The following is a 21,613-nucleotide window of genomic DNA, read 5'->3' on the forward strand; positions in this document are numbered from 1 at the left end:
CAGCCCCGAAGGAGTGAAAAAGAACTGCTTAATAAATCTAGCCATTTCTTGTCTTGACTTGACAAGGGCAAATAATCTGATATATTTCTAATACCAAGTAATTTAGTAGGATTATGAAATTTTCAACCAAGACCACCTATGGCCTTCGTGCGATGATTTGCCTTGGCCGTAATTGGCAGCAGGGAGATTTGTCATTGACGGAGATCGCCCAAAAGGAAAAGATGTCCTTGTCTTACTTGGAACAACTATTCGCCAAAATGAGACAGGCGAAGTTGGTAGTCGGTAGCCGCGGGTCAGGTGGCGGTTATCAGTTATCTCGTGAGCCGAAGGCCGTTTCGGTCTTTGAAATCATCTCTGCCCTTGAGGGCGAGACGGAGTTATTTTATTGTTTGGCTGAAAATGGTAAAATTCATTGTAGTGCGGATTGCCATTGCGGAGTGAATCTGGTTTTCAAAAAAACCAATGATGCGCTCAAGAACGCATTGACTGATCTGACGCTAGATAAGCTTTTATCATAAACATATCAAACACAAAAAACTCTCGAAGTTAGCGGTATTCGCTATTTTAGTTGTTATGTTCGGTTTTAAGGCCGTTCAAGCCGATTCGTCTCTGGATTCCGACCATGACAAGGTGTCTGATCAGGATGAAATCCTGGTTTACCACACTGATCCGCAGAATGCAGACACGGACAATGACGGCTTTACCGATGGCGATGAACTCAAGAACGGCTATTCGCCATATGATGGCAAAAAAGCGCTTAGGCTTGAGGATGGTGACGCCGATAAAGACGGCTTATCCGACCGAATGGAACTTAATTTCCGTTCCAACCCGGTAGCGGTCGACACAGACGGCGATGGCTTCGGAGACAACGAAGAAGTCAAGAACGGCTTTGACCCGACCAAGCCGAACGAGAAGCTGGCCAAAAGGATCGAGGTCAATCTGGCCAAACAGGAGCTCGCGTACTTCCTGGGTAGTGTCAGGCTCGGCACCTCAACCGTTTCTACCGGCCGCCCATCGATGCCGACCCCGAAGGGCACCTTTAAAATAGCCAACAAGAACCGCCGCGCCTGGTCGAAAAGTTACGGCCTCTGGATGCCTTATTGGATGGGCATTTCCGGCGGACGAGTCGGTTTCCATGAATTGCCAGAGTGGCCCAACGGTTACAAAGAAGGGGCGAATCATCTGGGCAAGCCTGTGTCTCATGGCTGCATCCGTTTGGGCGTCGGTCCAGCGGAAAAGCTTTATAAGTGGGCCGAGGTAGGCACTGCTGTAATAATTTATTAATAAGCGATCAAAAGACAATATGATATATACCAAGCAAGTGATCAAGCATTTCAAGAACCCCCACAATCAGGGCGTGATAAAGAATGCTGATGCTGTCGGCCAAAAGGGCAATGCCGCTTGCGGCGATGTGATGAAGATCTATCTGAAGATAGATTCGAAGGGGACCAAGTCCAAGCCCGGACCGGTAATCAAGGATATTAAGTTCGAAACTTTGGGCTGTGCCGCAGCAATCGCTGTTTCCTCGGCCCTGACTGACAGGGTCAAGGGCAAAGGAATCGATGAGGCCTTGGCCATAACCAAGGACGATGTCGTTAAGGATTTAGGAGGGCTTCCAGCGCCGAAAATCCACTGTTCCATGCTTGGTCTCGAGGCTTTGCATGAAGCGATCAAACAATATAATTCAAAATAGCAAAAATATGAAAGCTAAGATTGAGAAACAACTCGAAAAGATCCGTCCAGCCTTGCAAATGGATGGCGGCGATGTCGAATTCGTCAACTTTGATGAGGCTACCGGCAAACTCGAAGTCCGCCTGCTTGGCCACTGCGCGCATTGCCCGATGTCGCAAATCACCTTGAAGCAGGGAATCGAGGCGACAATCCGCGAGAATATCCCTGAAGTCAAAAGCGTTGAAGCTGCCTGATATGAAAAAAGAAAAAGCCATATATTTTGACCATAGCGCCACAACCCCGGTCGATGCCGATGTCCTTAAAGCCATGTTGCCATATTTCTCTGAGAATTATGGCAACCCTTCTTCAGTGCATCAGTTCGGCCAGCGAGCTATGGCGGGAGTTGACCAAGCCAGGACCGAGGCGGCTAATTTCCTGAACTGCGCCACAGATGAAGTCGTCTTCACCTCAGGGGCCACCGAGGCCAATAACTTGGCGCTGAAAGGCGTCATTGCGGCCTTGCGCAAGAAAGAGCCGGGCAAGAAACTGCACATCATAACTTCTGTGGTCGAACACGACTCCGTCCTTGAACCGATCGCCGAATTGGAGCGTTCAGGTGTCGAGGTTACCCATGTTCCAGTAGACAAGAACGGCGTAGTCAACTTGAAAAAGATCGAAGCCTCTATCAAGGAAAACACAGCCTTGGTTTCGATCATGTATGTCAACAGCGAAGTCGGAAGTATCCAGCCGATCAAGGCCATAGGAAAGTCGATTTCTAAAATCAATGACCGAAGATTGAAGGATTGGAATAATCTTAAGCCGGAACTCCGCGCGGAAAAGCCACGACCTATCTATTTCCATACTGACGCCACTCAGGCGGCCAACTTTTTTTCTTGCAACACCCAGGCCTTATATGTCGACCTTCTTTCCTTGTCGGCACACAAGATTTACGGTCCCAAGGGAGTGGGCCTGCTTTATGTAAACAAAAGGGTTGCACTTCTGGCCCAGCAGCTTGGTGGCCACCATGAGAATAACCGCCGCAGCGGTACTATAAACTCCGCCGGCATAGTCGGCCTGGGGCGAGCCTTGCGTAATCTGACGCCGGAAAACCAAGAAAAGCATAGCCGCAAGATTTATAAGCTGCGTGACTTGCTGGCAGAGGGGCTTTTGAAAAATATTCCTGGGGCCATACTTAATACCGATCGCCAGAATGCCACGCCAGCCCACGCGCATTTTTCATTTCCCGGCGTGGAGGGCGAGACGACCCTTATCGCCCTTGATTTGGAGGGTATTGCCGTCTCTACGGGCTCGGCCTGTGCTTCGAATAGCTTGAAGGCCTCGCATGTGCTTATAGCTATGGGAATTAAGGTGGAAGTTGCCCACACTTCGATCCGTTTTACCCTGGGTAAACACAGTGCACCGGCCGACGTTAAGAAGCTGATCACTGTCCTGCCACCGATAATCAAGCGATTCAGGGACATGTCACCATTGAAATAGTCCATAACAAAAACGCCCCCAAGCTGGGGGGCGTTTTTGTTATGGACTAATCAAAAATGTCGTGGGTACGATCGGGTTCGGGCAGTTCTTTCTTGGCTTTGATGCGTCCAAGAATCTGGTCAAAACGCTTGACGTTGATCGAGTCGTTTGCGACCTTGCCTTTTAGGTCCAAAAGGCTAACGGAGGAAGTTAGCGTCTGGTAAAAGTTGGTATAAAGGAAGTTGACGGTATAGGCGGTGGCTAAAATACCCGAAATTGCTATCAGGATGTAGGCGTAAAAAATTATTTTTTTGTATGGGATCTTGTATTTCAGTTTCATAGATTTAGCATTATTGCCAGTAGGTTTCGACCGACAAGTTCGCTGAAATATTGTTTCGCGTCATGCCGTTCTCATCGACATTGGTGGCTGAGGTACTGATAATATCAATGGATTTGACATTAACGTAACTGCCTAAGGTTTCAAGGTCATGGAGGTATGCCAGGAGAGTGCGGTATGAGCCTTCTAAGGAAATTTGCAACGGTATTTTTTTGAAGCTGCTTTTGGATTTCTGGGCCTTGCCTAGAGCAAGTTTCTGCTTAAGGTTATGCTTGGTCGCTAGCTCCTCCAAGCTGGTGATGAAGTTGACTTGCTCGGTTTCCTTGATGAAGACTTGGTCAAGCGTGGCGATATCCGGCTCGATTTTCTTAAGGTTGGCATTAAGCTTCTTGATGCTTTGCCCGCGCTGGTATTTTACTTCGAGATCGATCAGCTGCGTGTCGATTTCTTTCTTGATCCTGTTGATGTCGTCGATATTCGGCAGGATCAGGAAATAAATCAACGAGCCTGAAATCCCGATCAGGACCAGGTTGATCAACAGTATTTTTTCCTTGAGACCAAGTTTTTTTACGGAAGAAAGATTCATGGCTTTAACGACTCAACTTTGAATTTTGTAACTATCTCGAAATTGATATTTTCCTTTTGCAGCATGTTGGAGAGGGGAAAATCGAATTTGTCGAACATGACGACGTCTTCGTAGGAATTTTTCAGGGCGATGAGGGCATCGCGGGTTTTGGCTACGCCGGTTATGCGGATATTCTTGTCTGAGCTGGCCTTGACTGAAGTGAAAACGATATCATCCGGAGTCGAGGTTGCCAGCTGGTCCAGCAGTTTGGTCCAGACGATGAAATCGGTCTGTACCTGGTCGACTGAGGTGATCTTGTTGTTGATGTCGCGGACCTTGGATGCTGAGCCCTGGGTATTCTTGGTGATGAGGGTGGTCTGGTCGATGGTGGTATTGAAAGTGTTTTGCAATAAGATTTTTGCGACCAGGATGAGGATGGCGATAAGGCAGACGAAAATAATCACGACCAAGTCGATTTTCTTAAGGAGAAGATGCAGGTGCTTGATTTTTATCTCTTTCTTCTTTTGTTCAGAGATTAGGTTAAGGGTAATCATGCCGACTATAATTCATCAATGAATAATCCGCGCAACCCGAGGCCGATAGCGGTGGCGAATGCTAGGCTCGAGTTTTGGGTATATGTAAGGTCGTCGCCGGAGTTATTTTTACCAGCATCAAGTGAAAGGCTGTAAGTCTCGGCAAAAAGGTGGTTTATTTTTTCGCGGTCATCCTTGATGTTCAATAGCGGATCACCGAGCAAAACCGGCAAACCGAGCGAATCGGCCAATATCTTGTCGATGTTCTCGATATTCGAACCGCCTCCGCACAAAAAAACGCTGCCGATCGCGCCTTGCCCAGGGAAGTGCGTTTCATAATAGCTTAGGACCTCTTTTATTTTTTTGACCAATTCGCCGATCTGGCTTGCGAGTATCTCACGGATGACGCCTTCGGCCTTTTCCTCATCCAGCCCGCAGATTATCTTGGCGCGCTCGGCCTGGTCGCGGTCTATCTTCAGGTTGTCGGCGATGTTCTTGGTTACCGCCTCTCCGGAAATCGGCAAGCTGACCGTAAAAAGGATGGTCTTGTGCGCGTAAAAAATCATGCTAGTCCGCTTGGCTCCGATGTCGAGTATGGCATAGTTGTTGGTCTGGTCGCTTTTGATTCGGCTATTTTCTTCCGGTAGGAGGGCTCGGCAGATGGCACTGGACTCGATCTCGAGGGCAAAGACTGAAAGCCCCAGCTCATCAAAGATGTTGGAGTAGTCGTCGACAATCTGCTTCGGCGCTGCGCCAAGCAGGACGAGATTCTTGCCCTGATCCTTGCTGACGATCTGCCAGTCGAAGTATATTTCGTCGACAGGCAAGGGAATATGCTTTTCCATCTCGGCCAAGATCGTTTCTCTCAAGTCGTTCGGGCCGTTGTCAATCTCGATAAGTTTTACGAAGGTTTTGTTTTCTGGCAGGCAAGCGGTCACTTCATGGGAAGAGACCTTGCCGAAGCGAGGAGTGTCTATCAGATTTTTCAGGTATTTAACCAGTTCGTCGCGGTTCTTTATTTCGCCGTCGTCAATAATGCCGGCCGGAAGGTCGATCTTGCTTATTGCTTGGATGGAAAATGATTCACCGGCCTTGTTCAGTTGGACGAGCTTGAGGGAAAAATCGGAAATGTCCAGGCCGATGGGAAATTCGGAAGTATTGCTGAGTAGCATAAAATATTTAGATGCGGAACCACATTTAAATTATAGCATATTTTTACTCTTCAGCCCAAGAGATTGAGGTGTATTCGCCTGTCGTGGGAAATGATGGCGGAGGTGAGAAAGTTGCCAGAGGATCGTAGATCGAGGTCGTGCTGGCATAGCCGTCAGTAACCTGTCCTGAGCCATTGACCCAGGTCCAGGTCCAGGTCTGGTTGGTTAAAATGCCGCCGTAGACTTCGATATTGTTGCGCACCCCGGCCGGATTGTACATGTTTCTGAAGACTCTTCCGTATTGGGCTAATAAAAATCCATCAATGGTCAAATCGGTAGGTGCGTGTTTGGGGATTTTGACGTCCTTTTGAGCGATCAGACCGAGGATGTGGTTGCCATCACGGGCAAAATAGGTGGTGTTGCTGTTTATTATGATGCTGCGGCGCTTGTTAACCTGGTCGGGCAAGGTCGCGGCCACCAATGTGACCCGACCGTTGACCGTACCTTCGACATAGGCGTCGCCATCCTCGATGAAGATTATGCCGTTAGCGGGGATGGCATAATCAGTGGCAGCGCCTTCAGTCTTGATACTCTCGGCGGTATTGACCCAGGAGCTCCAAGAATCATTGAGCTGCTGGATACCATTGTTCAGGGCACTTATCAGCTTGGCATCAAAGTGGCCGTTGCTTTTGAAGATGATGTGATAGCCTTTGTTTGAGCCGTTAACTTTGAGATGGACTCCATCGTCTTCGGCCAAATCTAAGAGGTCGCCAAGATCGGCGGTGATGCTATTGAAGTCGACGGTCGTGACAGGGTAGGTCCACAGGCTAGAGCCTGAACCGGCGCCCCAGATTCCCGGGCAGGTACACTTGGTGACGGCATTCCAGGTGCAGGGCGCGTTGCAGGTGGCCTGAGTATCGCAACCTTGTCCGGAAGGGCAGGTATAGGTCTGTCGTGCGGAGGTAATCAGGGCATCATTGGTGCCATCCATCCTGACTCCTCCGTTGGCATGCATCTCTCCGACCACGCTTTCAGAAGGGCCGAACCAGGTATCAGAGTTGGTTAAAAACGAAAACTTGGCCAGTGACGGTATGCCATAACGGACATCGATCGTACGTTTTATATTAGGGTTAGAATTGACCCAGCCAGTCGAACGGATATTCACGATCGTCGAACCGGTCGGTGGCGGAGTGATTTCCAGGACATAGGTGCCAGTCATGGCGTTGCCTGGCGAATTGAAAGTGTGGGTATACGGGCCGTAGGGCGTGCCGCCGCCTCCGGGATCGCTGCCAGTGCCGTCCATAAAATCATTTTGGGCGTGCGCCAGGTGCCAGCGGTAGTAGTTGACGCCTGCCTCAGCCACGTGCAATGCCGTATGTCGAGCCACTTGCTGGCTGTTCAGCTTTTTTTGCAGCAGGGCGATTCCGGTCAAGGCTCCGGCCATGACTATGAATATCGTGGTCATGGCCATGACGGTGACCAGGACCATACCTTGTTCTGACTGGATTTTTGGTCTCATGCTATAGGTTATCTTTTAGATTGCGGATTTGGATGTCCGCACTGTAGAAATAATCAGCTGGAGCCCGCTCCGGGGTTACATTTATTTTTAACGTAGTACGGATGAGCCGGATCTTAGTTTTGTTCGCTGTCGGGTTGACTATCTGGGCGTTATTCGTATCGAAATAGCTGAAAATCGACATCGACTGATTGTTTAAGTAGATGGCGAAAGTCGAAATCTTCTCGTCGGCCGGATTATAGACCAAGGGGGTCCCGGTCGGAGCGATAGAACCTTTTTTCAAGTTGATACCATCTGCAAAGTAGCGAATCTTTTCAGTCAGGCCATCATCGTCGGTGTCGGCATAAAAAACAATCGTGCCAGTAGCGACGGTTTCAAAAAGATAGTCGCCAGTTGCCCCATTGGCGGCGCGGCGCAACTCTTCGACCATGACTCCGGCGGCGCGGCGCGCATTTGAAATGGCGTCTTCCTGTTCGTAGCCGAAGACGTTGCTTTGCAAGCCGCGGATGATGAATTCAGAAGCGGCAATCATAAAAACCATGAAAATGCTGATGGAAATCATCAGTTCGACAATCGTCAATCCACGGTTGTTTTTGTAATCGAGACGTATCATGGTCCGGTAAGGTAAATGTTCACATCGAGTGTGGTATTTGGCGAGAGGCTGATCGGACTAGCCGGCTGAGTTAAGATGATCGCGTAGGTAGTCGAGGGTCCGATGGCGAGGGTGTAGTTATCCCATTCGATGCTGCCAGTGTCTATCAAGCCGTTGGCATCGGAAACGAAGTTGCGGGAGTATTTATAGATAATGGGGTTTTCGCCGATTCTTTTGGCTCCGGTGACCAATATTGGAATGTTTGCCAGAGTCGAAGAGGCGCCCCAGGCATCAAAGCTGGTGGCAAAGATGTCGAAATTGCCATCGCGGTCGTCTTGCCAGACAGCATACGGTTTGCCGTCGGCGACATTGTAGGCGATGCGGGGGTTGAATTGGGCCGAGCTTCCGGGATTGATATTGACGCGAACATCAGGCGACCACAAGGCAGTCCCGCTGGCTAGAAGCTTCTGAGCGTAAATGTCTTGGTTGCCGTTGCGCTCGTCTCCCCAGGCGATGTAGATGACATCGGCGCCGATGGCGACGCTGGGGCTGTATTGGGCGGAGGTGCCGCCATCAGTATTGACCAGCAGATCACTTGCCCAGAGTTTGGTTCCGGTAGCGCTGACCCTTTGCGCATAGACATCGAGGTTGCTGTTGCGCTCATCGGTCCAAGAGACATAAAAGGTGCTTGAGCTGACGGCGACGCTCGGGGCATATTGGTTGGTCGAGCCGCCGTCGGAGTTTATCAGAAGGTCGGCTCCCCAAAGCTTGGTGCCGGCTGGGTCATATTTCTGCGCGTAAATATCCTGATTGGCGTTGCGGTCATCGGCCCAGAAAACGAAGATATCATTCGAGTTGTCATCGCTGGAAATCGGGGTGGTCTGGTTGGTGCCGCCGCTTACGGTCGTGCTATCGATGCGTATTTCCGGATCCCAGAGCGCATCGTGGGTAACTGCATCCAATGCTTGCATAAAGATATCGGCATCGCCGTTGCGGTCGTCCTGCCAAGTGACATAGACTCTGGAATAGTCGTTGCTAAGGTCGATTTTGCATTTCATTTGATCCTTGTTATCGGCATCTGTCTGCACCTGCTTTGAGCCGCTCCAAAGGTCGGACCCGTCGTTGGAAGCGCGTTTGACCAAGAAGACGTCCTGGTTGCCGTTGGAATCATCATTCCAGCAGATGTAAAGATGGCCGGAATTATCGACAGCGATTTCTGGAAGGATCTGGTTGTTGGCGGGGCTGATTACAACATCGTCGCTCCATTGCTTCTGCCCGTTATTGTCGTATTTTTGAGCATAAATTTTGCCGGCAGAACCCTGACGGAAATCTTGCCAAACCATATAGATGAAGCCGTTCGGATCAATGGCCATGTGCGGATTGGTCTGATTTTCATCGCCGGAGTCGGTGTTGACGCGCCAATTAGTCTGCATCGGCTGGCGTACCGTATGCAGATGCAGGGTGCTTAATTGATCGATGGACAATGTAATTGTGGTTTTCTGGTCGACAAAAACGCTTTGATTCACAAGAGTCGGATTAGGGTTGGCGGCCGTGCGTGCGGTCGTGGAACTGAGGCTATAGTTTGCTTTGGTGGCGATGACCTCGTAGTTCTCGATTGATGGTTTGGCGCCATAAAGCAGGAGCATACCGTTGGAGTCTGTTTGGGCGGTAAAATTTACTGGCGGCGTAGTACTGGCGTTCTTAACCGTGACATCAGCATCGCTGACCGGCTGGCCGTTGGCGTTTATCACCTCAACCTCCAGCGTGCCACCGCCGACGCTGGTCTCAATCGCTTTCGGCGCGATCTTAGTGAAGGTTTCGACCCGCTTGTAGCCGAAAGGGCCGTTGTATTGGACGCGGATGCGTATTTCTTTATAGTCAGTGGGCAGGGTGTCGGCCGGTTGGAGTCCGTCGAACGGGTCATCGCGGTAAAGTACTAGCGTGTTGACATAAAACGTACCGTTACTGGTGCTGGCCGTCTCGTTGTCTGGTACGACTCCCGTGACTATGCCCGCCAGGGTGCCGACATCGGTGTAGGGAAGATTGCGGATCTGCTCCAGTTTCTGGTCGGCTAGGGAAATCGAGATCATCCGGAGCTTGTTGTCCTGAGATATTTTCAATGCCTGAAGGATCAGGTCGTAGACGCTTATGGTTATGACGGTCAAAACGGCTAAGGAGATGACGGTCTCGATAATCGTGAATCCTGATTGTTTCTTGAAATCTAATCTCATATTTATACAGAAGTTGTAATCGAATACATCGGCATGACGATGGCGACGGCCATGACACCGACAGCTGAGCCCAGAACCAGGATCAAGACAGGCTCAATGATCGAGGGCAGGCTTTCCATAATCGTGTCGACCTCTTCTTCATAAAACTCGGCTAATTCCTGCAAAATGCTGTCCAGTTCGCCGGTCTGCTCGCCGATAGCGATCATTTGGGTGACGATCGGTGGAAAAAGTTTGGGGTAGGTGGCGACCACCTCGTTGATCGGAGTACCTTTTTTAATCTTATCGCCGATATCGTTAATGGCCGCCCGATAGTGGATATTGCCCAAGACATTAGCCGTGATCTGGAATGATTTTATGATCATGATGTCAGTTTTCAGAAGCGAGCTGACAGTACGGGCGAACTTGGCGAGGTTGACCTTCTTGATGATCTTGCCAAAAATCGGCATCTTTATCATCAGGAGGTCGAAGTAGTAGCGGCCGGTCGTGGTCTTGTATATGCGGATGAATACATAGATAGCGGCGACGATCAGGATTAAAGCCAGGGTGGTGTTTTTGGCCAGGAAGTCGCTGACGCCGATAATGATCTTGGTGGCCAGCGGCAGCTCGGTGTTGAAATCCTTAAGCATGGAAGTGATCTGAGGAACGACCACGAGCATCATGAAGATGCCGATGCCGCCCATGGCAAAAAGGACGACTGCCGGGTAAGTCAAGGCACCCTTGATCTTGGAAATAAGCTCGTGGTGCTTCTTCATCTGGATATATAGCTGGTCCAGCACGTTTTCGAGCTTGCCGGAGACTTCGCCGGCCTCTACCATGTTGATAAAGAGCTCGCCGAAGACATCGGGGTTGAGCTTGAGCGCCTCGGTGAAGCTTTTGCCTTTCTCGACTGCTTTTGAAGTATCGGTGATGACTTGGATGAAGTGCTTGTTGACGCTTTGCTTGCACAGGGTCTGAAGTGCGGACAGCAACGGTACGCCCGCCTTAAGCATGACGCAAAGATTCCTGACGAAAAAAAGCTTTTCGTCAGCCGGAATAGGCGACATCTTGATCAGCGCATTGTTGATCTTGGCGATCAGCGACTGCGCTACCGGTTGTTCCGCCGCTTGCGGAGCGATAATGTCTGATTTGAGGTTTACGACCATAAGACCTGTCTTATGCTAACTATTCTTTGGTTACGCGCATTATTTCTTCTATGGTGGTGATGCCATTCTTGGCTTTGATGAAACCGTCCTCGATGATGGTGATCATCTTCTGATCGATCGCCTCCTGCTTGATTTCGACCTCGGATGCTTTCTTGAGAATCAAGTTGGATATCGGAGGCGTGATGTCCAAGACTTCATAAATGCCCATGCGTCCTTTATAGCCGGTGTCGTTGCATTGCTTGCAGCCCTTGCCGCGGTAAAAAAGCAGCGATTCAAGGCCTTTGTTCGAGGTGATTATCTTTTCTCGGATCATCGTCTTGATTATCGCGTCCATATCGAAATGCTTGCGCATATCTTCCACGGTTTTCTTGTCGAGACTGAAGCTCTGTATGCAGTTGGGGCAGATCTTGCGGACCAAGCGCTGAGCGATGATGACGTTGGCGGTGGTGGCCAAAAGAAAGGATGGCACGCCCATGTCGGAAAGGCGGGGCAGGGTATTGATGGCGTCGTTGGTATGCAGAGTGGAAAGCACGAGATGACCGGTCATGGCGGCGTGGATGGCGATTTCGGCCGTCTCCTCGTCGCGGATTTCGCCGACCATGATGATGTTCGGATCCTGGCGCAAGAAAGCGCGCAAGCCGGCGGCGAAGGTGAAGCCGATCTTGGAATTCACTTGCGACTGGTTGACGTGCGGCATGCGGTATTCGATCGGGTCTTCGATAGTTGAAATATTGACCTCAGGGGTATTGAGGATGTTGAGCACTGTGTACAGTGTTGTGGATTTGCCTGATCCGGTCGGACCGGTGACTAGGATCAAACCGTGCGGCTTGTCGATATTGCGCTTGATAGCCTCGAGGGCGGAGGCTTGGAAACCGAGCTGTTCCAGTGTCAGGACCTGGGCTTTTTCGCGCAAAAGGCGCATAACGATCTTTTCGCCGTCGAAAGTCGGAAGTATCGAGACGCGGAAAGAGACCTTGTATTCCTTATTGCTGATTTTGAAGCGTCCGTCCTGGGGCAGGCGGTGTTCGTCGACCTTAAGGTTGGCCAATATCTTAATGCGGGCGGTGATGCCGGATTGGATATTCTTGGGCAGGGTCATGACATGGCGCAAGATGCCGTCGATGCGGTAACGGACGTTGACCTCACGTTCTTCAGGCTCGATGTGGATATCGCTGGCATCTTCGAAGATGGCATATTCGAGCAGAGTATCGACGACGCGGACAACCGGAAGATTGGTAGCCAGCTTCTTCAAGTCTTCGTCCGATCCGGTGCCCTCGGACATCGGGGCGTCTTCAAGGCTGTCGAATTCGGCTTTAAGGCTCTTGTGATACTGCTTGATGCCATATTGGATGCCTTCGGGGGTGGTGAGGTGGACTCGCGGCTCAAGGCCAGTCTTCTTCTTGATAAACTCAAAGATTTCAAGGTCGGCCGGGTCGAGCGTTGCCAGGAAGATTTCCTTGGCGTTGCTGTCGAAGGCGATCAGCTCGTGGGTCGAGGCGATCGCTTCAGGCACCGTTAAAAGGACGTCCTTGCGGATATTCTGCTCCTTGAGGTTTATGAAAGGCAGATCGTGGAAGCTGGCAGCCTTTTCGTAAAGGGCGTTGGTGCTGATTATTTTCTTTTCCGCCAGATAGTCTTCGAGATTTTTGCCGATATCCTGGGCTTCTTTGGCTATTTTGTCGAAATTTTCCTTCGGCAGTATGTTGGCCGAGGCCAGGATTTCCTTTATTTGTTCGGCTTGAAGCATGGGGTTCAAGAGTTGTTAATAAGATGTGTTTTATTATACCATGAATTGTTATTACACCCAAATAGTGTCATGACATTTTTAAATATCCAGGGATATTTATTTTTTTTGTTGTTCGTGCTATTTTATATTATAGAATGAGCATGAAAATCGATTGGCATTTGGTGCGGCAATCTCCGCAAGAAGCAAAAAACAAGATAACAGCCATAGCAAAATCGCTTTGGAGTTTTTTTTATATCAGAGTCTACTTGGTACTGATTGTCATTTTGAATATCCTTAACTGGTCGATCACGACGTTTCTGCAGTACCGGGTCAAGCTTGACCAGGTGGTCCTGCATTATAACGTCGATTTCGGCGTCGATCTTTACGGTGAGACCTCAAGACTCTTCATTATTCCGCTGATCGGCTTGCTCGTGCTTTTTGTCAACCTTTCTGTGGTCGCCAACACCGACCGTCAAAGCCGGTTCATCAGCCACTGCCTATTGGCCACCGCCGCCGCGACTAACTTCCTGCTGTTAGTCGCGCAGCTAGCATTATATTTCTATAATTTAAGATAAACTATGGAGCCGCAAAGTTTTTATTTGATCAGGATACTTTTCTTGACTGCCGTCGCCTTTCTTTTTGCCGTCGCCTGGACCCCGCTTTTGACTCACTTCTTGTTCAAGTACAAGATGGGCAAATCGATCCGCAATAGCGGCAGTACGCCGATATTCTCGAAGCTTCATGCTGCCAAGGCCGGTACTCCGACGATGGGCGGGATCTTGATCTGGGTTACTGTCCTGATCATCGCGCTGTCGCTTTACTATCTGGCAACGCTGACGGATATCGCTTTGTTCAAAAATCTGAATTTCCTTTCGCGCAAAGAGACCTTGCTGCCGCTCGGCGCCTTGGTAGCGACGGCCTTGGTCGGCCTGTTCGATGATTGGCTCGATGTCCGGGGCAGGGGGGTTTTCGGCGGCGGCGGCCTCAAGATCTGGCACCGGCTGCTGATTTACGCCTTGATTGCCTTGGTCGGAGCCTGGTGGTTCTATTTCAAGCTTGATTGGGATACTTTCCATGTGCCGTTCTACGGCGATGTCCAGCTCGGCTGGTCCTATCTCTTGATATTCGTCTTCGTCATCGTAGCGACTTCTTTTTCCGTCAACGAGACGGATGGACTCGATGGTCTGGCTGGCGGCGTGCTGATGACCAGCTTCGCCGCCTATGGCGTGATCGCTTTCGCGGAGCAGCGCTATGACCTGGCCACTTTCTGCGGCGTCATCGTCGGCGCCCTCCTAGCTTTCTTGTGGTTCAATATCAATCCTGCCCGTTTTTTCATGGGTGATACCGGGGCAATGAGCCTCGGCGTGACGCTGGGCGTAATCGCAATGCTGACCAATAGCGCTTTGATCCTGCCGATAATCGGCTTCGTCTTCGTCATGGAATCGATGTCGGTCATCATCCAGATGACCTCCAAGAAGCTCCGCGGAGGCAAGAAGATATTCCTTTCCTCGCCGATCCACCACCATTTCGAAGCGCTGGGCTGGTCCGAGCCGAAGATCGTCATGCGTTTTTGGGTCATCGCCCAAGTCTCGGCCGCTATCGGCTTGGTGGTCCTGTTGCTGGACAAGAGCTTAATCTGAAACCAATGGCCAAAGTAGTCCAAAAAATCAAGCAGACCGCTGCCGCCGCCGCTCGTTTGGGCGAGCCGGATTGGCCGCTCTTGGCCATCGCCTCGGCAATCATCCTTTTCGGGCTGATCATGCTGACCAGCGCTTCAGGCACCTTGGCCTACTCCCGCTATAACGACGGCTATTATTTCATCAAGCATCAGATTTACGCCCTGGTCATCGGCATCGGTCTCTTTTTCTTTTTTTACAAGAACGACTATCATCGCTGGCAGAAATATGCCTTCTATCTGCTGTTGTTTTCGATCGCTCTCCTGATCCTGGTTTTCATACCAGGGCTGGCCTCTTCAGCTAATTTCAAAGCCCATAGCTGGATCAATATTTTCGGTTTTTCCTTGCAGCCCTCGGAATTCGTCAAGCTTTTTTTCTTGATTTACCTGGCGGCCTGGCTTGAATCGGTCGGCAAGAAGATGGATGATTTTTCCCAAGGGACCGGTCCTTTTCTGGCGGTTCTCGCCGTCATCGCTTTCCTGATGCTGATGCAGCCGGATTTCGGCACCCTATCCATAATCATCGTCACCTCTTTTGCGGCTTGGTTCGTCGGCGGCGGCAAGATCAGCCATATTGTCGCCCTGGTCGCTATTGGGATCTTGGCCGTGGTGTTGATGGTCAAGTCATCAGACTATCAGGCCGACCGCATCCAGTGCTATCTCAACCCGGAAAGCGATTCGCAAGCCTCCTGCTATCAGCTCAATCAGTCGCTGATCGCCGTCGGTTCCGGCGGTTTATTCGGCCGCGGCTTCGGTGCTAGCCGCCAGAAGCTGATGTATCTGCCTGAAGTTTCGGGTGACGCTATTTTCCCGGTCATCGGCGAAGAGCTCGGGTTCGTCTTTTCCGTCGGCTTGATCCTGCTTTTCCTGGGCTTCTTCTACCGCGGCTACATCATTGCCAAGAAAGCGCCGGACCAATTCGGGCGGGTGATCGCCATCGGCATCGCCTGCTGGCTGACCTTTCAGGCTTTCATTAATATCGGCGGGATGATCAATCTGATTCCGATGACCGGCGTGCCGCTGCCGTTCATCTCAAGCGGCGGCACGGCCATCATGGCCGGGTTAGCTGCCCTGGGGCTACTTCTGAATATCAGCCGCCAGACCAAAGCCAGATAGTTTTATGCCAAAGAATAATTATAAAATATTGCTTGCAGGCGGTGGGACGGGCGGTTCAGTCAGTCCGCTTTTAGCTATCGCCGAGACTTTGCGCAAGTCGGGCGATGAGTTCGAATTCATCTGGCTGGGCGGGCGCGGCGGCATCGAGGAGACCATGGTCAAGCGCGCCGGAATCGGTTTCCAACCGATCCGTAACGGCAAGCTGCGGCGTTATTGGTCGTGGCACAATGTCGTCGACCCTTGGCTCATCCTTTTCGGCCTAGTCGAGTCGTTTCTTTTCATGAAAAAGTGGCGCCCAGGACTGATCGTCACCGCCGGGAGCTATATCAGCGTTCCGGTCGTCTGGGCAGGCAGCCTTTTGAAAATACCGATCATCGTGCACCAGCAGGATCTGCGCCCAGGATTGGCCAATCGCCTGATGTCGCCTTTTGCCGCAGTCATTACTGTAACTTTTGAGAAATCACTTGCCGACTTCAAGGAGAAGGCCCAATGGTTCGGCAATCCGCTTCGGCAATCATTCATCTCTGCGGGCAAGAATGCTCCGTCAAAGGTACCGGCGAAGTCCGGACTGCCTTCACTCTTGGTCTTGGGCGGCGGTACCGGAGCGGAAGCCTTGAATGTCTTGATCGAGGAGTCGGCCCCGTTGCTAGCGGAGTTCTGCCAAGTGCTGCACGTCACGGGACCGAACAAGAATACCGCCACGACCGCGGCGCGCAAGCACTACCGCTCCGTACCGTTCCTTAACGAGAAGGAAATGGCCGAGGCCTGTGCTTCGGCTGATCTGGTCCTGACCCGTGCCGGAATCGGGACCCTTTCCGAATTAGCCTATCTTGGCAAGCCGGCTCTGATCGTGCCGATGCCAGGCACTCACCAGGAGGATAATGCGGAATTTTTCCGCGACGCTCACGCCGGAGCCGTCCTGGACCAGCGGCAGTTGACGCCGGAGCTCCTAGCGACCATAATCAAAGAATCGATCAACGACCAAGACCTGCTCCAGGAGCTTGGCGGCAACATCAGCCGCTTAGCCAAGAGGGACGCTAACGAAACGTTCGCCAAAGCGGTCAAGTCGCTGGCAATAAGGACTTAATCCGATATATGGATCTGGCAAGAATCAAAAAAGCATACCTGATCGGGATCAAGGGCGTCGGCATGACGATGCTCGCTCAGTTTTTGGCTGAGCAGGGAATCGAGGTTTCTGGCAGCGACGTCAAGGAGACGTTCATGACAGACGCCATTTTAGGGCGTCTGGGCATCCGGGTGCATGAAGGCTTCAGCGAAGCGAACGTGCCGGCGGATGCTGACCTGATCATCTATTCGACAGCTTACAATAGCAAGACCAACCCCGAATTGGCCAAGGCGGTCATCGGCAAGACGAGATCGATTCCGTACGCAGTGGCACTTGGAGAAATTTTCAACCAGAAATACGGCATCGCAGTGGCCGGTTCGGCCGGCAAGACCACGACCACAGCCTGGCTGGGGTATCTCCTTAATCGGAGCGGCTTTGAGCCGAACGTATTAGTCGGAGCTAATGTGCCGCAATTCAACGGCGCCAGCTTGGTCAGCCGTTCCGATCTCATGCTGATCGAAGCCGATGAATACCAGAACAAGCTTCAATACTTCCAGCCCAAGGCGGTGCTTTTGAACAATATCGATTACGATCATCCCGATTATTTTCCGACATTGGAATCATATCAGCGAGTCTTTCTTGACTTCATCCAGAAGATTCCGCGCAAGGGCTTTCTGGTGGCTAATTTCGATGACGACTTCATCCGCCGGACAGCTCGTGTCAATTGCCACGGCCGGGTTATCGGCTACGCCATCGATCAGCCAGCCGACTATGTCGCCTACGACATTCGCTCGGCCGGCGGCCGGCAATATTTCAAAGTCCGTATGGCGGCACGCGAAGATGATCCGACTTTCGCCGATCCGTCCCATAACCATGATCACGCCGAAGCCGCTTCGGAGCTGGGTGATTTCAGAATCTCTTTGGCTGGCCGCCACAACATCAGCAACGCCTTGGCGGTCATCGCTGCCGCCATCGAGCTGGAGGTGCCGCTTCTGGACATCCGCCGCTACATCGGCGAATTCACCAGCACCAGCCGACGCATGGAATTGATGGGGGAGTATCGCGGCGTCCCGATCGTGGATGATTATGCGCACCATCCGGCCAAAGTAAAGGCCGCCCTCGATGGTATCCGCCAGCTTTATCCCAAGGAGCGTTTGGTCGTCGTCTTTCATCCGCATACTTTTACTAGGACCAAGGCCCTGATTGACGAATTTGCCGCCAGCTTCGCGCCAGTAGACGAGCTGGTGGTCCTGGATATCTACGGCAGCGCCCGCGAAGAACAGGGTGGTGTGTCGAGTCTCGACCTCATAGCCAAGATCAAGGATCTGCCCGAGCAGCCCAAGGCGGTCGTGCATCAGCCGAGATTGGAAGATGCCGAGCAGTATCTGCGCCAGACCGTCAAGAAAGGCGATGTCGTCCTCTTGATGGGGGCCGGCGACGTCTTCCGTGTCGGCGAGAAATTGGTGGGAAAATAAAAAAAGAGGGCGATATGGTATCGCCCTCCTGAAGTCGCCATGGTTTTTCTTAAACGCATGGGATAATTCTCCGGCCGTCGAATTTGATCTGGCCGGTTTTTTTCAATGCCCCAAGTACCCTGGTGACGGTTTCGCGAGCCATGCCGCAGAGTTCGCCGATTTCCTCGTGCGTCAGGTTGATAGGGAGGTAAGTCGGGAGCTGCTTGTAGAAGTAGACCAGGAACTGGATGATGCGTTCTTTGGCATCGGCTTGGCTGAGAATTCCCAGCTTGCGGTTAAGCTCCAGCTTTTCCGTGGCCTGCTGCTGCAGGAATTTCCAGAAGAGGTCGAGATTGCTTTCCAAGATCTGCCTGAAGTCGGCGGTTTTGATCCTGAGCATGATCGAGTATTCTCTGGTTTCCAGATCGAACGGCAGCGGCTTGCCTTCAAGGCTTGATTCGGCGAAAAAGTCGCCGGGCAGGTAGATGACGTTAATCAGTCTTTTCACTTCGCCATCGACGGGATAGGAGGTGGCTTTGACTGAGCCGCAGGTGAGGAAAGTGAGACAATCAGGGTTGTCGCCTTCGATGTAAAGCACTACCTTTTTCTCCTTCTTGATGAGGGTGAAATGTTTGGAAATCTCTTCCAGCTTTTCTTCGGATAGGCCGTTGAAGAGTGGGACTTGCTTTAACGTCGGGACAATCGAGGTTGTTTTAGACATGGCGTCTCTCCTTTTTGTGGTAAGGAAGCGTTAGCCTCCTCTTTACAAATACAAAAGGAGGCCGCCCTCGTTACCGATGGGGTTGGGGTTGAAGTTTCAATGTCCGATGAAACACCTAAACTTAGCATATTTTAAAGAAAAAGTCAAGGCACCGATGAAGAGCTTTATTAATTTGCCGGATTAAGCTAGAATTAATCTATTATTACCTAATAATCGCGCAAAATGAATATCGAGGAAAAAATCGATCGAAATATCACCCTAGCGCCTTTCACCACTTTCCGCATCGGCGGACAGGCCAAACTGTTCGTCCAGGCCGATTCGCCCGAGGAAATTGTCGAGGCGATCCGTTGGGCCAAAGCCAATAATGAGAAGTTTTTCGTGCTCGGAGGCGGCAGTAACCTGCTTATCAGCGATAACGGGTTCGATGGCTTGATCATAAAATATAACTTTCAATACCTTTTTCGGGAAAATAATATCATCGAGTGCGGCGGCGGGCTGCCTTTAGCCAGGGCCTGCCTGAGCGCCCAGCGTCACAGCTTTTCCGGGTTAGAGTGGGCTGTCGGCGTCCCAGGAACGGTCGGTGGGGCCGTTCGGGGCAATGCCGCCTGTTTCGGCTCAGAAATGGCAGCATTAGTGACGGAAGTCAGCGCTTTTGACCCGGAAACAGACAAGATATACCAGTTGACCAAGGATGAGTGCGGTTTCAGCTACCGCAGCAGCATTTTTAAGGAGAAGGGCATCGTCATATTAAGCTGCAAGCTGCAGTTGGCGGCCGGAGATGCGGAGCAGATAAGGCAGAAGATCGAGGATGTGGTCAAACGGCGGTCGGAGCAGCAGCCTAAATACTTCAGTGCCGGCAGCGTCTTCAAAAATGTCCCATTGTCGGAGGTTAATAACCCGGAATTGATCGAGGAGGCTAAAAAAGAGAACAAAATCTCCGGTGCCGGTCCAGGCGGCCTGCCTGCTGCCTGGCTGATCGAGAAACTCCACTTCAAAGGTAAAGAAGTCGGCGGCGCTCGGGTCAGCGACCTCCATGCCAACTTCATTATCAATAAGCAGGGAAAGGCGACGGCTGAAGATGTGATCGTTTTGATGAGCTTGATCAAGCAGAAAGTGCGTGTGGAATTCGAAGTGCAGCTCAAAGAAGAAATCACCTATCTCAATTAAAAAAACTTTTAATATTAGTAAAAAACAGCACCACTATTCGGGGCTGTTTTTACTATTGACTAATGTGAAATAATGTGCTATATTATGAAAACTAAAATAATAACTGACGATTTAGTCAAATGTTTTGGTTTTCTTTTTTGTTTAAATAATCACAAGAAGAAAGATTGAGCTTGTCCGATTTTTCTAAGCTAATATGGAAAATAATCCCAACCAGAGCGCATCTCTCGACGGAAAATCTATTCTCGACCAGATTCTCACCAACAACCAGGCCGAACAAGTGGCGCGGTTGGATGCTATTGAGATTACGGAGAACCTTCTCTCCCAGCTTAACGATCGCGAACGCGACGTTCTGTCCCGCCGTTTCGGTCTCCATGGCAGCGAAAAGGAAACCTTGGAGAACATCGGTGCTGTGCACAAGCTGACCCGCGAGCGTATCCGCCAGATCGAGACTTCCAGCGTCAAAAAGCTCCGTGCTTTGAAAAATTTGGAAGAGTTCATCATCAGCCTGCGCCGCACGATCAATCAGCTTTTGGAAGAGCATGGCGGCTTGATGGAAAAAGAATACCTTCTCAACAATCTCGTCAACTTTTCGGCTGGCGGGTTCCGCAACAAGCCTGAAGAGGCTGGTCTGCACAAGAATCACCTCGATTTTCTGATCTCACGTCTGCTCCATGATCATTTCGAGGAAGTCAAAAGCTCGAAGCAGTTCAAGGAAGCCTTCAAGCTTAAACACCAAACTTTGGATCATTTAGAGGAATTGGCCCAGGATTTAGTGCTTAAAATCAAGGAGGCGAAGCGTTTGTTCGCTACTGACGAACTGATCGGCACCATCAAGGATCTCGATTCGTTCCAGAAATATCAGGACAAATTCAATCTTATCTATAATCTGGATATCTCCAATGTCCTTGGCGGCGACCTGTTTCAGGAAAATGCCGAGGTGGTCAACGCCAATAAGGCTCTCTATTCCTTGCTGCAGGCATCGAAGCAGATCGAGCAGAACAAGTTCGGCCAGTGGGGCATCGCTGATTGGCGCGAAATCAAGCCTAAGACCATCAATGACAAGATTTACCTCATATTGAAGAACGAAGGCAAACCGTTGCATTTCGTCGATATCACCACCAGGATTAACCAGATCAACTTCGACGACAAGCCAGCCAATGCTGCCACTGTCCATAACGAGCTGATCCTTGATGACAAGTACGTCCTGGTCGGCCGCGGCCTCTATTCCTTGAAGGAGTGGGGTTATAAGCAAGGGACCGTCCTTGATGTGATCAAGGAAATCCTGGCCCAGAACCCGGAAGGCCTGACCCGCGACGAGATCATCGAAAAGGTCCTGTCTCAGAGGTTGGTCAAGAAGGCTACTATCATCCTGGCGCTGATGGATAAGAATATTTTCGATAAGGTGGATAACCGTTACATTTTGAAACAAGCATAAGATACTTCCTGAAAAGAGCGCCAGAATCGGCGCTCTTTT

General features: G+C 50.9%; 22 protein-coding genes. 12 read left to right on the forward strand and 10 right to left on the reverse strand.

Annotated features, from left to right (window positions below; genetic code table 11):
• Window positions 1–113 precede the first annotated feature (113 nt).
• The 5 genes from HGA34_00785 to HGA34_00805 are packed head-to-tail and all read left to right on the forward strand — an operon-like array spanning window position 114 to window position 3,168.
• Complete coding sequence (locus HGA34_00785) at window positions 114–518, forward strand: Rrf2 family transcriptional regulator (GenBank protein NTW22063.1); 405 nt, start codon at window positions 114–116, stop codon at window positions 516–518.
• Between the two features lie 55 nt (window positions 519–573).
• Window positions 574–1,284: a L,D-transpeptidase gene (locus tag HGA34_00790; GenBank protein NTW22064.1), complete on the forward strand. Its 711-nt coding sequence runs from the start codon at window positions 574–576 to the stop codon at window positions 1,282–1,284.
• Between the two features lie 22 nt (window positions 1,285–1,306).
• Window positions 1,307–1,693 carry an iron-sulfur cluster assembly scaffold protein gene (locus HGA34_00795; protein ID NTW22065.1) on the forward strand — a complete coding sequence of 129 codons (387 nt, stop codon included), beginning with the start codon at window positions 1,307–1,309 and terminating at the stop codon, window positions 1,691–1,693.
• Between the two features lie 7 nt (window positions 1,694–1,700).
• The gene (locus tag HGA34_00800) at window positions 1,701–1,925 is read left to right on the forward strand and encodes a NifU family protein (GenBank protein NTW22066.1); all 225 of its coding nucleotides are present in this window, start codon (window positions 1,701–1,703) and stop codon (window positions 1,923–1,925) included.
• A 1-nt stretch (window position 1,926) separates the two neighbouring features.
• A complete protein-coding gene (locus HGA34_00805) occupies window positions 1,927–3,168 on the forward strand; it encodes a cysteine desulfurase (protein NTW22067.1) in 1,242 nt (413 codons plus the stop codon).
• 46 nt (window positions 3,169–3,214) lie between these two features.
• Here HGA34_00805 and HGA34_00810 read toward each other — a convergent pair whose 3' ends face one another.
• The 9 genes from HGA34_00810 to HGA34_00850 are packed head-to-tail and all read right to left on the reverse strand — an operon-like array spanning window position 3,215 to window position 12,961.
• Window positions 3,215–3,487 (reverse strand): hypothetical protein, encoded by a 273-nt coding sequence (locus HGA34_00810; GenBank protein ID NTW22068.1) that lies wholly within the window; start codon window positions 3,485–3,487, stop codon window positions 3,215–3,217.
• 10 nt (window positions 3,488–3,497) lie between these two features.
• Complete coding sequence (gene pilO, locus HGA34_00815; GenBank protein ID NTW22069.1) at window positions 3,498–4,070, reverse strand: type 4a pilus biogenesis protein PilO; 573 nt, start codon at window positions 4,068–4,070, stop codon at window positions 3,498–3,500.
• Window positions 4,067–4,603, reverse strand: coding sequence for a PilN domain-containing protein (locus HGA34_00820; GenBank protein ID NTW22070.1), 537 nt, complete (start codon window positions 4,601–4,603; stop codon window positions 4,067–4,069). Before HGA34_00820 ends, pilO begins: the two co-directional genes overlap by 4 nt.
• 5 nt (window positions 4,604–4,608) lie before the next feature.
• Complete coding sequence (gene pilM, locus HGA34_00825; GenBank protein ID NTW22071.1) at window positions 4,609–5,754, reverse strand: type IV pilus assembly protein PilM; 1,146 nt, start codon at window positions 5,752–5,754, stop codon at window positions 4,609–4,611.
• 43 nt (window positions 5,755–5,797) lie between these two features.
• Window positions 5,798–7,252 (reverse strand): hypothetical protein, encoded by a 1,455-nt coding sequence (locus tag HGA34_00830; protein NTW22072.1) that lies wholly within the window; start codon window positions 7,250–7,252, stop codon window positions 5,798–5,800.
• Between the two features lies 1 nt (window position 7,253).
• Window positions 7,254–7,862 (reverse strand): hypothetical protein, encoded by a 609-nt coding sequence (locus HGA34_00835; protein NTW22073.1) that lies wholly within the window; start codon window positions 7,860–7,862, stop codon window positions 7,254–7,256.
• Window positions 7,859–10,072: a hypothetical protein gene (locus HGA34_00840; protein ID NTW22074.1), complete on the reverse strand. Its 2,214-nt coding sequence runs from the start codon at window positions 10,070–10,072 to the stop codon at window positions 7,859–7,861. Before HGA34_00840 ends, HGA34_00835 begins: the two co-directional genes overlap by 4 nt.
• A 2-nt stretch (window positions 10,073–10,074) precedes the next feature.
• On the reverse strand, window positions 10,075–11,214 hold the full coding sequence (locus HGA34_00845) for a type II secretion system F family protein (protein ID NTW22075.1): 1,140 nt from the start codon (window positions 11,212–11,214) through the stop codon (window positions 10,075–10,077).
• A 19-nt stretch (window positions 11,215–11,233) separates the two neighbouring features.
• Window positions 11,234–12,961: a type II/IV secretion system protein gene (locus tag HGA34_00850; GenBank protein ID NTW22076.1), complete on the reverse strand. Its 1,728-nt coding sequence runs from the start codon at window positions 12,959–12,961 to the stop codon at window positions 11,234–11,236.
• A 140-nt stretch (window positions 12,962–13,101) separates the two neighbouring features.
• Between HGA34_00850 and HGA34_00855 the strand changes: the two genes are divergently transcribed.
• The 5 genes from HGA34_00855 to murC are packed head-to-tail and all read left to right on the forward strand — an operon-like array spanning window position 13,102 to window position 18,272.
• Window positions 13,102–13,515, forward strand: coding sequence for a hypothetical protein (locus HGA34_00855; GenBank protein NTW22077.1), 414 nt, complete (start codon window positions 13,102–13,104; stop codon window positions 13,513–13,515).
• Window positions 13,516–13,518: 3 nt separating this feature from the next.
• Window positions 13,519–14,580 (forward strand): phospho-N-acetylmuramoyl-pentapeptide-transferase, encoded by a 1,062-nt coding sequence (gene mraY / locus HGA34_00860; GenBank protein NTW22078.1) that lies wholly within the window; start codon window positions 13,519–13,521, stop codon window positions 14,578–14,580.
• 5 nt (window positions 14,581–14,585) lie between these two features.
• Entirely contained in the window at window positions 14,586–15,731 is a 1,146-nt protein-coding gene (ftsW, locus tag HGA34_00865; GenBank protein NTW22079.1) for a putative lipid II flippase FtsW, read from the forward strand.
• Window positions 15,732–15,735: 4 nt separating this feature from the next.
• Window positions 15,736–16,818, forward strand: coding sequence for an undecaprenyldiphospho-muramoylpentapeptide beta-N-acetylglucosaminyltransferase (murG, locus tag HGA34_00870; GenBank protein ID NTW22080.1), 1,083 nt, complete (start codon window positions 15,736–15,738; stop codon window positions 16,816–16,818).
• An 8-nt stretch (window positions 16,819–16,826) separates the two neighbouring features.
• Window positions 16,827–18,272 (forward strand): UDP-N-acetylmuramate--L-alanine ligase, encoded by a 1,446-nt coding sequence (murC, locus tag HGA34_00875; GenBank protein NTW22081.1) that lies wholly within the window; start codon window positions 16,827–16,829, stop codon window positions 18,270–18,272.
• 49 nt (window positions 18,273–18,321) lie between these two features.
• Here murC and HGA34_00880 read toward each other — a convergent pair whose 3' ends face one another.
• Complete coding sequence (locus tag HGA34_00880) at window positions 18,322–18,972, reverse strand: Crp/Fnr family transcriptional regulator (protein NTW22082.1); 651 nt, start codon at window positions 18,970–18,972, stop codon at window positions 18,322–18,324.
• Between the two features lie 222 nt (window positions 18,973–19,194).
• Here HGA34_00880 and murB point away from each other — a divergent pair, with 222 nt between their 5' ends.
• Window positions 19,195–20,139, forward strand: coding sequence for a UDP-N-acetylmuramate dehydrogenase (gene murB, locus HGA34_00885; protein NTW22083.1), 945 nt, complete (start codon window positions 19,195–19,197; stop codon window positions 20,137–20,139).
• Window positions 20,140–20,332: 193 nt separating this feature from the next.
• On the forward strand, window positions 20,333–21,574 hold the full coding sequence (locus HGA34_00890; GenBank protein NTW22084.1) for a hypothetical protein: 1,242 nt from the start codon (window positions 20,333–20,335) through the stop codon (window positions 21,572–21,574).
• The last annotated feature ends 39 nt before the right edge of the window (window positions 21,575–21,613 follow it).

It is taken from the genome of Candidatus Falkowbacteria bacterium (assembly GCA_013336275.1).
Taxonomy (GTDB): Bacteria; Patescibacteriota; Patescibacteriia; order Patescibacteriales; family GWE2-39-37; genus JAAXUA01.

Coding starts and splice junctions, on each gene's coding strand:
- HGA34_00790 (NTW22064.1), top strand. CDS start 574: ATGTTCGGTTTTAAGGCCGTTCAAGCCGATTCGTCTCTGGATTCCGAC.
- ftsW (NTW22079.1), top strand. CDS start 14,586: ATGGCCAAAGTAGTCCAAAAAATCAAGCAGACCGCTGCCGCCGCCGCT.
- HGA34_00855 (NTW22077.1), top strand. CDS start 13,102: ATGAAAATCGATTGGCATTTGGTGCGGCAATCTCCGCAAGAAGCAAAA.
- HGA34_00810 (NTW22068.1), bottom strand. CDS start 3,487: ATGAAACTGAAATACAAGATCCCATACAAAAAAATAATTTTTTACGCC.
- HGA34_00820 (NTW22070.1), bottom strand. CDS start 4,603: ATGATTACCCTTAACCTAATCTCTGAACAAAAGAAGAAAGAGATAAAA.
- HGA34_00850 (NTW22076.1), bottom strand. CDS start 12,961: ATGCTTCAAGCCGAACAAATAAAGGAAATCCTGGCCTCGGCCAACATA.
- HGA34_00890 (NTW22084.1), top strand. CDS start 20,333: ATGGAAAATAATCCCAACCAGAGCGCATCTCTCGACGGAAAATCTATT.
- murG (NTW22080.1), top strand. CDS start 15,736: ATGCCAAAGAATAATTATAAAATATTGCTTGCAGGCGGTGGGACGGGC.
- pilO (NTW22069.1), bottom strand. CDS start 4,070: ATGAATCTTTCTTCCGTAAAAAAACTTGGTCTCAAGGAAAAAATACTG.
- HGA34_00835 (NTW22073.1), bottom strand. CDS start 7,862: ATGATACGTCTCGATTACAAAAACAACCGTGGATTGACGATTGTCGAA.
- murC (NTW22081.1), top strand. CDS start 16,827: ATGGATCTGGCAAGAATCAAAAAAGCATACCTGATCGGGATCAAGGGC.
- HGA34_00785 (NTW22063.1), top strand. CDS start 114: ATGAAATTTTCAACCAAGACCACCTATGGCCTTCGTGCGATGATTTGC.
- HGA34_00800 (NTW22066.1), top strand. CDS start 1,701: ATGAAAGCTAAGATTGAGAAACAACTCGAAAAGATCCGTCCAGCCTTG.
- HGA34_00840 (NTW22074.1), bottom strand. CDS start 10,072: ATGAGATTAGATTTCAAGAAACAATCAGGATTCACGATTATCGAGACC.
- mraY (NTW22078.1), top strand. CDS start 13,519: ATGGAGCCGCAAAGTTTTTATTTGATCAGGATACTTTTCTTGACTGCC.
- murB (NTW22083.1), top strand. CDS start 19,195: ATGAATATCGAGGAAAAAATCGATCGAAATATCACCCTAGCGCCTTTC.
- pilM (NTW22071.1), bottom strand. CDS start 5,754: ATGCTACTCAGCAATACTTCCGAATTTCCCATCGGCCTGGACATTTCC.
- HGA34_00805 (NTW22067.1), top strand. CDS start 1,927: ATGAAAAAAGAAAAAGCCATATATTTTGACCATAGCGCCACAACCCCG.
- HGA34_00845 (NTW22075.1), bottom strand. CDS start 11,214: ATGGTCGTAAACCTCAAATCAGACATTATCGCTCCGCAAGCGGCGGAA.
- HGA34_00880 (NTW22082.1), bottom strand. CDS start 18,972: ATGTCTAAAACAACCTCGATTGTCCCGACGTTAAAGCAAGTCCCACTC.
- HGA34_00830 (NTW22072.1), bottom strand. CDS start 7,252: ATGAGACCAAAAATCCAGTCAGAACAAGGTATGGTCCTGGTCACCGTC.